Origin of the sequence: Pseudomonas sp. GZD-222 (assembly GCF_049310525.1) — a bacterium.
Lineage (GTDB): Bacteria > Pseudomonadota > Gammaproteobacteria > Pseudomonadales > Pseudomonadaceae > Aquipseudomonas.
In genome coordinates this window covers 1-10510 of sequence record NZ_JBMOWO010000120.1, presented here as the reverse complement: position 1 = coordinate 10510, position 10510 = coordinate 1, and the positions used below count along the sequence as shown (strand labels likewise).

At 61.9% G+C, this 10510-nt stretch carries 8 protein-coding genes; 1 reads left to right on the top strand and 7 read right to left on the bottom strand.

Going from position 1 to position 10510, the window contains the following annotated elements; all coding sequences use genetic code 11:
- Window positions 1-68: 68 nt before the first annotated feature.
- The 7 genes from fdhA to glyA all read right to left on the bottom strand — a co-directional run bounded on the left by fdhA (window position 69) and on the right by glyA (window position 8880).
- Complete coding sequence (fdhA, locus tag ACO6VD_RS23190) at window positions 69-1268, bottom strand: formaldehyde dehydrogenase, glutathione-independent (protein ID WP_136474137.1); 1200 nt, start codon at window positions 1266-1268, stop codon at window positions 69-71.
- A 92-nt stretch (window positions 1269-1360) separates the two neighbouring features.
- On the bottom strand, window positions 1361-2218 hold the full coding sequence (gene purU / locus ACO6VD_RS23185) for a formyltetrahydrofolate deformylase (RefSeq protein ID WP_038605855.1): 858 nt from the start codon (window positions 2216-2218) through the stop codon (window positions 1361-1363).
- 11 nt (window positions 2219-2229) lie between these two features.
- A complete protein-coding gene (locus ACO6VD_RS23180; protein ID WP_422422324.1) occupies window positions 2230-2862 on the bottom strand; it encodes a sarcosine oxidase subunit gamma in 633 nt (210 codons plus the stop codon).
- A 135-nt stretch (window positions 2863-2997) separates the two neighbouring features.
- Window positions 2998-6015: a sarcosine oxidase subunit alpha gene (locus tag ACO6VD_RS23175; protein ID WP_422422323.1), complete on the bottom strand. Its 3018-nt coding sequence runs from the start codon at window positions 6013-6015 to the stop codon at window positions 2998-3000.
- Window positions 6012-6341 carry a sarcosine oxidase subunit delta gene (locus ACO6VD_RS23170; protein WP_422422322.1) on the bottom strand — a complete coding sequence of 110 codons (330 nt, stop codon included), beginning with the start codon at window positions 6339-6341 and terminating at the stop codon, window positions 6012-6014. Before ACO6VD_RS23170 ends, ACO6VD_RS23175 begins: the two co-directional genes overlap by 4 nt.
- Window positions 6342-6355: 14 nt before the next feature.
- Window positions 6356-7606 carry a sarcosine oxidase subunit beta family protein gene (locus ACO6VD_RS23165; protein ID WP_400170242.1) on the bottom strand — a complete coding sequence of 417 codons (1251 nt, stop codon included), beginning with the start codon at window positions 7604-7606 and terminating at the stop codon, window positions 6356-6358.
- 20 nt (window positions 7607-7626) lie between these two features.
- Window positions 7627-8880, bottom strand: coding sequence for a serine hydroxymethyltransferase (gene glyA / locus ACO6VD_RS23160; protein ID WP_422422321.1), 1254 nt, complete (start codon window positions 8878-8880; stop codon window positions 7627-7629).
- Window positions 8881-9147: 267 nt separating this feature from the next.
- Here glyA and ACO6VD_RS23155 point away from each other — a divergent pair, with 267 nt between their 5' ends.
- A complete protein-coding gene (locus ACO6VD_RS23155) occupies window positions 9148-10188 on the top strand; it encodes a low specificity L-threonine aldolase (RefSeq protein WP_422422320.1) in 1041 nt (346 codons plus the stop codon).
- The last annotated feature ends 322 nt before the right edge of the window (window positions 10189-10510 follow it).

The window sequence follows — 10510 nt, the reverse complement described above, 5'->3', positions numbered from 1 at the left end:
TGGGAAACCCCCTCCCCCCCAGGGAGAACCAAAACTGTGGGGGAGGGGGTGTTTCCCCCGCGATGGCCTCAGGCGGCGCTGAACAGCTTATGCGGATCGATAACGAATTTCTTCGGCACCCCGGCATCAAACTCGCCATATCCTTCAGGCGCCTGATCCAGGCTGATCACCTGCACCCCTACCACTTCAGCGATGTTAATCCGGTCCCACATGATTGCCTGCATCAGCTGGCGGTTGTACTTCATCACCGGGGTCTGGCCAGTGTGGAAGCTGTGCGACTTGGCCCAGCCCAGACCGAAGCGGATGCTCAGGCTGCCGATCTTCGCTGCGGCATCCACTGCTCCCGGGTCTTCAGTGACATACAGGCCGGGAATACCGATCTTGCCAGCAACGCGGACCACGCCCATCAACGAGTTGAGCACCGTCGCCGGTGCTTCGTGCTTGGCACCGGCATGACCATGACCACGGGCTTCGAAGCCCACGGCATCCACCGCGCAGTCCACTTCCGGCTCGCCCAGCAGATTGGCGATCTGTTCGTGCAGCGGGGTGTCCTGAGACAGGTCGGCGATTTCAAAGCCCTGGGCCTTGGCGTGCGCCAGACGCACCGGGTTGACGTCACCGACGATTACCACCGCAGCCCCGAGCAAACGTGCCGAAGCGGCCGCCGCCAGGCCCACAGGACCGGCGCCGGCGATGTACACCGAGCTGCCTGGGCCAACACCCGCCGTCACTGCGCCATGATAACCGGTCGGGAGAATGTCGGAGAGGCAGGTCAGGTCGCGGATCTTCTCCATGGCCTTGTCGCGGTTGGGCAGCTTTAGCAGGTTGAAGTCGGCATAAGGCACCAGCACGTATTCGGCCTGGCCACCGGTCCAGTCGCCCATGTCGACATAACCGTAGGCACCGCCGGCACGGGCCGGGTTAACGGTCAGGCAGACGCCGGTGTGTTGTTCCTTGCAGGAGCGGCAGCGGCCACAGGCGACGTTGAACGGTACCGAGACCAGATCGCCGATCTGCAGGTTTTCCACGTCGCGGCCTTTTTCGATCACTTCACCGGTGATTTCATGGCCCAGCACCAGGCCGACCTGGGCCGTGGTACGACCCCGGACCATGTGCTGGTCGGAGCCACAGATATTGGTGGAGACCACCCTGAGGATCACCCCGTGCTCGATCTTCTTGCCACGCGGATCCTGCATTTTCGGGTAGTCAATTTTCTGCACCTCGACCTTACCGCCGCCGAGATACACCACACCACGATTACCAGACATGCTTTTACCTCGCTAAAGTTTGTTGTTATGTAGCGGTGCAAAGTGCGCGGCCCAAGGGCTGCGCTGTATTACTGGAATCTTCTGCAAATCTGCTAGAGCACTACCGTCCGGTTGGCATTCAAAAACACCCGCCGCTCAATGTGATACCCCACCGCCCGCGCCAAGGTCAGGCACTCGATATCCCGGCCTTTGGCGATCAGGTCCTCCGGATAATGGCTGTGATCAACCGACTCCACGCCCTGGGCAATGATCGGCCCTTCGTCGAGATCGTTGTTGATGTAATGAGCCGTCGCCCCTACCAGCTTCACGCCTTTGTTATAGGCCTGGTGATAGGGCTTGGCGCCCTTGAAGCCTGGCAGCAACGAGTGATGGATGTTGATCGCCCACCCATCGAGCTTGCGGCACAGCTCCGGCGACAGCACCTGCATGTAGCGGGCAAGGATCACCAATTCGGCACCAGACTCCTCGATCACCTGCAGCACCTTGCGCTCCTGCGCCGGCTTGTCGTGCGGCTCCAGGGCGAAGTGGTAATAGGGAATGCGGTGCCACTGGGCCAGCGGCTCAAGGTCGGGATGGTTGGAGATCACCGCCACAACGTCCATGCTCAATTGCCCGATGCGCTGGCGATAGAGCAGGTCGTTTAGGCAGTGATCGGCCTTGGATACCATGATCACCACTTTCGGCCGGTGCTTGGGCGCGGTCAGCTCGAACAGCATGCCGAAGGCCTCGCCACGTTCGGCAAGGCCGGCGCGAAAACTCGCTTCGTCGAAGTCATCCGGCTGACGGAATTCCACGCGAATGAAGAAGCGCCCGGACAGCCGGTCATCGAACGAATGGTGCTCGGTGACGTAGCAGTGCTGCTCATACAGATAACGCGTCACCACATCTACCGTGCCGAGCAGGCTCGGACAGTCAGCGGTGAGAATCCAGGTGTCCGGTGCTCGGCTCATGACGACTCTCCCTAGGCCTCGATGCTCAAACCGTATTCAGCTGCCGCGTCCTGCAGCCACAGCCACCAGTAGTCGGAGAAACTGCGGCGAATCAGCAGTTCCCAGGTTTCCTCGCCGGTGCGGCGGATCACCAGTTGCGACTTGGCGAACACCGTGCCCACGGCCTTGCCGACGGGGAAGTTGTTTGGATGTACATCGTAGCTGGTAGATTTCATCAGCACTTCGCGCACGTTGGGGCCGCTGAGTTCCAGCAGGGTCTGTCCGCCGCTGACATTGACCACCTGGATGTGCTGGCCGTCGAGGGCGTCGCGCAGTTTCTGCTCGACCGCGAACTCCTGGCCGCCCGGGACAATCAGCAACCATTCATCCGGGCCCAACCACTGCAGCGACATCTCGCCGTTGGCGACCACGGTCAGTGCCACCGGCAGTTCCAGGCCCAGGGCCTTGAACACGCCGCCGGCAAACGCCGGATCACGGCCGTCGCCGCGCAGGGTCAGATGACCGAGAAACTTGTGTTCACGCAGGGTCACCCCGGCGTTCTTGCGGCCCTTGCCGACCAGGCTGGGCAGGTCGGCGTGGTGCAGTGGCGACTCGGCTTTGGCGTCGTTGCCGGGGCGTTGCTGGTAGACGTTGATCGTGCTCATGGGGCACCTATCTCTAAATTCGAATGTGGCGTAGGAGCGGATTTATCCGCGATGGGACGCGCTAGCGTCCCCCTTCGGGATCGGGAACCGGGACGACGTTGTCGTCCATCGCGGATGAATCCGCTCCTACATGCATTAGATGTTCTGGCGCTCGCCTTTCGGATCGAAGAACACCGAAGAACAGATCTCCGCTTCGATCACGCTGCCATCAGCCTGGGGCGAGTAAACCCGTTCGCCGATACGCTTGAGCCCGCCTTTCACCACACCCATGGCAAAGGAATAGCCCAGGGAGTTGCTGGCATAGCTGGAGGTCACGTGACCGACCATGTCCATCGGGATCGGTTGTTTCGGGTCGAACACCAGTTGCGCACCTTCCGGCAGCCACTGGGTCGGGTCGACCGGTTTCAGCCCGACCAGTTGCTTGCGGTTCTCACGCACGCAGTCTTCACGGTTCATCCCGCGCCAGCCGATCCACGAGAACGGCTTGGTACGGCCTACGCACCAGCCCATGTTGAGGTCATCCGGGGTCATCGAGCCGTCGGTGTCCTGGCCGACGATGATGAAGCCCTTCTCGGCCCGCAGTACGTGCATGGTCTCGGTGCCGTAAGGGGTGAGGTTGTATTGCTTGCCGGCCTCGGCGATCTTTTCCAGAACGCCCATGGCGTAGTTGGCCTGGACGTTGATCTCGTACGACAGTTCGCCAGTAAAGGAAATCCGGAACACCCGCGCTGGCACGCCAGCCACCAGGCCTTCTTTCCAGCTCATGAACGGGAAAGCGTCCTTGTCCAGGTCGATATCGGTCACTTCGCTGAGCAGCTTGCGGCTGTTCGGCCCGGACAGGGTCAGGGTCGCCCAGTGGTCGGTCACCGAGGTGAAATACACCTTGAGGTCCGGCCATTCGGTCTGCTGGTAGATCTCCAGCCACTGCAGCACACGCGCGGCGCCGCCCGTAGTGGTGGTCATGATGAAGTGGTTTTCGCCAACGCAAGCGGTTACGCCGTCGTCGAAGACCATGCCGTCTTCCTTGCACATCAGGCCGTAGCGGGCCTTGCCGACGTCGAGCTTGGTCCAGGCGTTGGTGTAGATGCGGTTGAGGAACTCGCGGGCGTCCGGGCCCTGGATATCGATCTTGCCCAGGGTCGAGGCATCGAGCAGGCCGACGCTATCGCGTACCGCCTTGCACTCACGGGCCACCGCCGCATGAATGTCTTCGCCGTTGCGCGGGAAGTACCACGGCCGTTTCCACTGGCCAACGTCTTCAAACTCGGCGCCGTTCTTCAGGTGCCAGGCATGCAGTGCAGTGAAGCGCACCGGTTCGAACAGGTGACCGCAATGGCGCCCTGCTACCGCGCCGAAGGTGACCGGCGTGTAGTTGGGGCGGAACATGGTGGTGCCCATTTCCGGGATGGTGATGCCCATGGAACGCGCAGCAATGGCCAAGCCGTTGATGTTGCCGAGCTTGCCCTGATCGGTACCGAAGCCCAGCGCGGTGTAGCGTTTGACGTGTTCGACCGACTCGAAACCTTCACGCGTCGCCAGTTCGATGGCGGCGGCGGTGACGTCGTTCTGCTGGTCGACGAACTGCTTCGGTGCCCGAGCGGTGTTCTTGTCGTGGGGCACCTGGAACAGTGCCACCGTGGCTTCTTCCTGACGCGCCAGGACTTTCGGCAGCGTGCCTTGCACGGCCTTGAAGCCGGCTTCGGTTGCAGCGCGCACGCCACCTTCGAAGCCGTCGGCCAGGGTGTCGCCAAGGGCGAACACACCGTTGATGCCACCGACACACACGCGCTTCTGCGGTGCATCGCCAGGTACGAAGCCGAGGATGTCTTCACGCCAGATCGGCTTGCCGCCCAGGTGCGAAGCCAGGTGCACCACCGGGCTGTAGCCACCGGAGGTGGCCACCAGGTCGCAGTCCAGCCATTCGCCGGGGCTTGCGACTTTGTGCGCGTTGACGTCAATGGCGGCAACGCGGGCGGCGGTGACGTGCTTGTTGCCTCGGGATTCGATCACTGCGCTGGAGGTGAGAATGCGCAAGCCCTTGGCCCGTGCCTCCTCGACCAGCGAACCACGCGGGTTGTGACGGGCATCGGCGATGGCGACCACTTTCAGGCCGGCGTCATGCCAGTCCAGCGCCACGCGATAGGCATGGTCGTTGTTGGTCGACAGCACCAGGTTACGACCCGGCGCCACGCCATAACGACGTACATAGGTAGATACCGCGCCGGCCAGCATGTTGCCCGGCACATCGTTGTTGCCATACACCAGCGGACGCTCATGGGCGCCGGTCGCCAGCACCACACGTTTGGCACGCACCCGGTGCATGCGCTGACGCACGGTGCCGATCGGGGCGCGGTCGCCCAGGTGGTCGGTCAGACGCTCGTGGATGGTGAGGAAGTTGTGGTCGTGGTAACCGTTGACCGTAGCCCGTGGCAACAGGGTGACTTCGCGCATACCCTTGAGCTCGGCAACTACGCTGGCGACCCATTCGGCGGCCGGTTTGCCATCAAGGGTTTCACGGCTGTCGAGCAGACTGCCGCCAAATTCTTCCTGCTCATCGGCGAGGATCACCCGCGCGCCGCTGCGGCCCGCGGCCAATGCCGCAGCGAGGCCGGCAGGGCCGGCACCAACCACCAGCACGTCGCAGTGCTGGCTCATGTAGTCGTAGCTGTCCGGATCGTTTTCCAGCGGTGCGCGACCCAGGCCGGCAGCCTTGCGGATGTACTTCTCGTAAGTCATCCAGAACGACTGCGGGTACATAAAGGTCTTGTAGTAGAAGCCCGGCGGCATCAGTTTGCCGCCGACCTTGCCAAGAATCCCCATGACGTCGGTGTTCACACTCGGCCAGCCGTTGGTGCTGGTGGCCACCAGGCCGGCGTACAGGGCCTGCTGGGTGGCGCGCACGTTGGGCACCTGGGTGGCTTCGCTGGCGCCGATCTGCAGGATCGCGTTCGGCTCTTCGGAACCCGCGGCGATGATCCCGCGCGGGCGCGAGTACTTGAAGCTGCGCCCGACGATGTCCACGCCGTTGGCCAACAAGGCGGCGGCCAGGGTGTCACCGGCATAGCCCTGGTAGGTCTGGCCATTGAAGGTGAAGTTCAAGACTTTGCTGCGATCGATACGACCGCCGTTGGACAGGCGATAGACCTGGCTCATACCTTTTCTCCCTGACCACTGACTGCCAACTGCGGGCTGGTGTTTTTACCGGTCACCTGCGGCTTGGCGCCGATAGGATAGGTTTCCAGAATTTCGTAGGTCAGCGTGTCACGGGTGGCGTTGAAGTACTGGCGGCACCCGGCAGCGTGAATCCACAGTTCGTGGTGCAGGCCACGGGGGTTGTCGCGGAAAAACATGTAGTCGCCCCACTCCTCGTCGGTGCAGGCATTAGGGTCCAGCGGCCGTGGAATGTGCGCCTGGCCTGCGGCGTGGAATTCTTCCTCGGAACGCAGTTCGCCGCAGTGGGGACAGAAGATATGCAACATGGGGATTTCTCCTGTTAGTGGGCGACAGCGGCGGCGCCGTGTTCGTCGATCAGAGCACCGTTGTGGAAACGGTCGATGGAAAAAGGTTTGGCCAGCGGGTGCATTTCACCCTTGGCCAGACTGGCGGCAAAAACGTTGCCCGAGCCTGGGGTGGCCTTGAAGCCGCCGGTGCCCCAGCCGCAGTTGAAGAACATGTTCTTCACCGGGGTCTTGGAGATGATCGGGCAAGCGTCCGGCGTGGTATCGACGATGCCGCCCCATTGGCGGTTCATGCGCACCCGCGAAAGAATCGGGAACATCTCAACAATGGCCTGCAGGGTGTGTTCGATCACCGGGTACGAACCGCGCTGGCCGTAACCGACCCAGCCGTCGATACCAGCACCGATGACCAGGTCGCCCTTGTCCGACTGACTGATATAGCCGTGTACGGCGTTGGACATGATCACGCTGTCGATGACCGGCTTGAGTGGCTCGGACACCAGCGCCTGCAGCGGATGCGATTCGATCGGCAGGCGGAAGCCGGCAAGCTTGGCCATGTGCCCGGAGTTACCGGCGGTGACCACACCGACGCGTTTGGCACCGATGAAACCTTTGTTGGTCTCGACGCCGATGACCACGCCGTTTTCCTTGCGAAAGCCGATCACTTCAGTCTGCTGGATCAGGTCCACGCCCAAGGCATCGGCGGCACGCGCGTAGCCCCAGGCCACCGCATCGTGACGGGCGACACCGCCGCGCCGTTGCACGGTGGCGCCGAGGATTGGATAGCGGGTGTTTTTCGAGCAGTCCAGGTAAGGGATTTCGTCGGCGACCTGCTGGGTGTTGAGCAGTTCGCCGTCGACGCCATTGAGGCGGTTGGCACTGACCCGGCGTTCGGAGTCGCGAATGTCCTGCAGGGTGTGGCAAAGGTTGTAGACCCCGCGCTGGGAGAACATCACGTTGTAGTTGATGTCCTGCGACAGCCCTTCCCAGAGCTTCATGGCGTGCTCGTAGAGGTGCGCCGACTCGTCCCACAGGTAGTTGGAGCGCACGATGGTGGTGTTGCGCGCAGTGTTACCGCCGCCCAGCCAGCCTTTCTCGACCACTGCAACGTTGGTAATGCCGTGTTCCTTGGCCAGGTAGTAAGCCGTGGCCAGGCCGTGGCCGCCACCGCCGACGATGACCACGTCGTAGACCTTTTTCGGTGTCGGTGTGCGCCACATGCGCTGCCAGTTTTCGTGGTGGCTCAGTGAGTGCTTGAGAAGGCCGAAGCCCGAGTAACGTTGCATAGTCTTCACTCCTGAACCACTCAGCGATAAACCGGGAAATCTGCACAGAGTGCCGACACGTTCTTCGCAACATCGGCCTCGACATCGGCATCACCAAGGTTGTCGAGGATGTCGCAGATCCAGCCGGCCAGCTCCACGCACTGGGCAACCTTGAAGCCACGACTGGTGACCGCCGGGGTACCGATACGCAGGCCCGAGGTGACGAACGGCGACTGTGGGTCGTTGGGCACGGCGTTCTTGTTGACGGTGATGTTGGCGCGGCTAAGTGCTGCGTCAGCGTCTTTGCCGGTCAGGCCCTGGCGAATCAGGCTGACCAGGAACAGATGGTTATCGGTGCCGCCGGAGACCACATCGAAGCCGCGCTCGATGAACACCTTGGCCATGGCCTGGGCGTTGTCGATCACCTGCTGTTGATAGGTCTTGAAGCTCGGCTCCAGCGCTTCCTTGAAGCACACGGCCTTGGCGGCGATCACGTGCATCAGCGGGCCGCCCTGGGCACCTGGGAACACTGCAGCGTTGAGCTTTTTCTCGATCTCTTCGTTGCTGCGCGCCAGGATCAGGCCGCCACGTGGACCGCGCAGGGTCTTGTGGGTAGTGGTGGTGACCACATCGGCGTAAGGCAGCGGGTTCGGGTACAGGCCAGCGGCAACCAGGCCGGCAACGTGGGCCATGTCGACGAACAGATAGGCGCCGACCTTGTCGGCGATCTGACGGAAGCGTGGGAAATCGAGGGTTTTCGAGTAGGCCGAAAACCCGGCGACGATCATCTTCGGCTTGTGCTCAACGGCCAGGCGCTCGACTTCGTCGTAGTCGATCAGCCCGGTATTGGTGTCGATGCCGTACTGCACGGCGTTGTACAGTTTGCCCGACGACGACACCTTGGCACCGTGGGTCAGGTGCCCGCCGTGGGCCAGGCTCATGCCGAGGATGGTGTCACCGGCCTGCAGCAGGGCCAGGTACACCTCGCTGTTGGCCGAGGAGCCGGAGTGCGGCTGGACGTTGGCGTAGTCGGCACCGAACAGCTGCTTGGCGCGGTCGATGGCCAACTGCTCGACTTTATCGACATGCTCGCAACCGCCGTAGTAACGCTTGCCCGGGTAGCCTTCAGCGTATTTGTTGGTCAGGCCGCTGCCTTGGGCCTGCATGACGCGCTTGCTGGTGTAGTTTTCCGAGGCGATCAGTTCGATGTGATCTTCCTGGCGCTGTTCTTCGGCGTTGATTGCCGCCAGCAGCACATCGTCGTAACCCTGGATCTGGTCTTGCTTGCTGAACATCGCGTCTCTCCCGGCAGCGGCATAGGGTCTTGTGGGGCAATTGCCCTTTTGCAGCGATGCTATGCCCGACGCAGACAGCCCAGATGCCTATGGACGCCACACAAAGGTGCGTTTACGACATTGGCTTTTGCCCTTCGCGGATAAATCCGCTCCTACAGCCTGTAGGAGCGGATTTACCGGGCGCCGGACCGCCGCGAAGGGCCTGTATAGGCAACCGATTCAGCAATGGTTTAGAGTGCGGTTCTGCGTCGTTCACAGGACAGTGTCATGACAGATCAAAGCCAGCAATTCGCCAGCGACAACTACTCAGGTATCTGCCCGGAAGCCTGGGCCGCCATGGAAAAAGCCAACCAGGGTCACGACCGTTCCTACGGCGACGACCAATGGACCGCCCGCGCTGCCGAGTACTTTCGCAAACTGTTCGAAACCGACTGCGAAGTGTTCTTCGCCTTCAACGGCACGGCGGCCAACTCCCTGGCGCTGTCGTCGCTGTGCCAGAGCTATCACAGCGTGATCTGTTCAGAAACCGCCCACGTCGAGACCGACGAGTGCGGCGCCCCGGAGTTTTTCTCCAACGGCTCGAAGCTGCTCACCGCCCGCAGTGTGGCCGGCAAGCTGACCCCCGAATCGATCCGCGAAGTCGCGCTCAAGCGCCAGGACATCCACTACCCCAAGCCGCGGGTAGTGACCGTCACCCAGGCCACCGAAGTGGGCAGCGTCTACCGCCCCGAAGAGCTCAAGGCGATCAGCGCCACGTGCAAGGAGCTGGGGCTGAACCTGCATATGGACGGCGCGCGTTTCAGCAACGCCTGTGCTTACCTCGGCTGCTCGCCAGCCGAGCTGACCTGGAAAGCCGGTGTCGATGTGCTGTGCTTTGGTGGTACCAAAAACGGCATGGCCGTGGGTGAAGCGATCCTGTTCTTCAACCGCAAGCTGGCCGAAGACTTCGACTACCGCTGCAAGCAGGCCGGTCAGCTGGCCTCGAAGATGCGCTTTCTGTCTGCCCCTTGGGTCGGTTTGCTGGAGACTGGCGCCTGGCTCAAGTACGGCGCCCATGCCAACCGTTGTGCACAGTTGCTCAGTGAGTTGGTCAGCGACATCCCAGACGTGGAGCTGATGTTCCCGGTGGAAGCCAACGGCGTGTTCCTGCAGATGTCGGAACCGGCACTGGAAGCCTTGCGCAACAAGGGCTGGCGCTTCTACACCTTCATTGGTAGCGGCGGAGCGCGGTTCATGTGCTCGTGGGATACCGATGAGGCGCGAGTGCGTGAACTGGCCACGGACATTCGTGAGGCCATGGGCGCCTGACCTGTAGGAGCGGATTTATCCGCGATGGGGCGCGTAGCGGCCCCAAAAAAAAGGGCCTGCTGCGCAGTCCATCGCGGATAAATCCGCTTGTGTCTTGAGGTAGGAATAGAATCTGAGGTGAGAGCGGTGAATGGCAAGTTGCTAATCCGGGGTGCCTAGAGCACGTGTAGGAGCACAAACTGCCATTCACCGTTCCACTTTGGCGAGAGCCCGAACAGTTGGATGAGGGCCAAATCTCGAATCACAAGCGTGGGCCAAGCCAAAGTTCTCTCACTCGTTGAGTCTAAGAGGTTTTGGCCATGTCTTCTTCCTCTGTCGGCAT

Coding starts and splice junctions, on each gene's coding strand:
- fdhA (WP_136474137.1), bottom strand. CDS start 1,268: ATGTCTGGTAATCGTGGTGTGGTGTATCTCGGCGGCGGTAAGGTCGAG.
- purU (WP_038605855.1), bottom strand. CDS start 2,218: ATGAGCCGAGCACCGGACACCTGGATTCTCACCGCTGACTGTCCGAGC.
- ACO6VD_RS23180 (WP_422422324.1), bottom strand. CDS start 2,862: ATGAGCACGATCAACGTCTACCAGCAACGCCCCGGCAACGACGCCAAA.
- ACO6VD_RS23175 (WP_422422323.1), bottom strand. CDS start 6,015: ATGAGCCAGGTCTATCGCCTGTCCAACGGCGGTCGTATCGATCGCAGC.
- ACO6VD_RS23170 (WP_422422322.1), bottom strand. CDS start 6,341: ATGTTGCATATCTTCTGTCCCCACTGCGGCGAACTGCGTTCCGAGGAA.
- ACO6VD_RS23165 (WP_400170242.1), bottom strand. CDS start 7,606: ATGCAACGTTACTCGGGCTTCGGCCTTCTCAAGCACTCACTGAGCCAC.
- glyA (WP_422422321.1), bottom strand. CDS start 8,880: ATGTTCAGCAAGCAAGACCAGATCCAGGGTTACGACGATGTGCTGCTG.
- ACO6VD_RS23155 (WP_422422320.1), top strand. CDS start 9,148: ATGACAGATCAAAGCCAGCAATTCGCCAGCGACAACTACTCAGGTATC.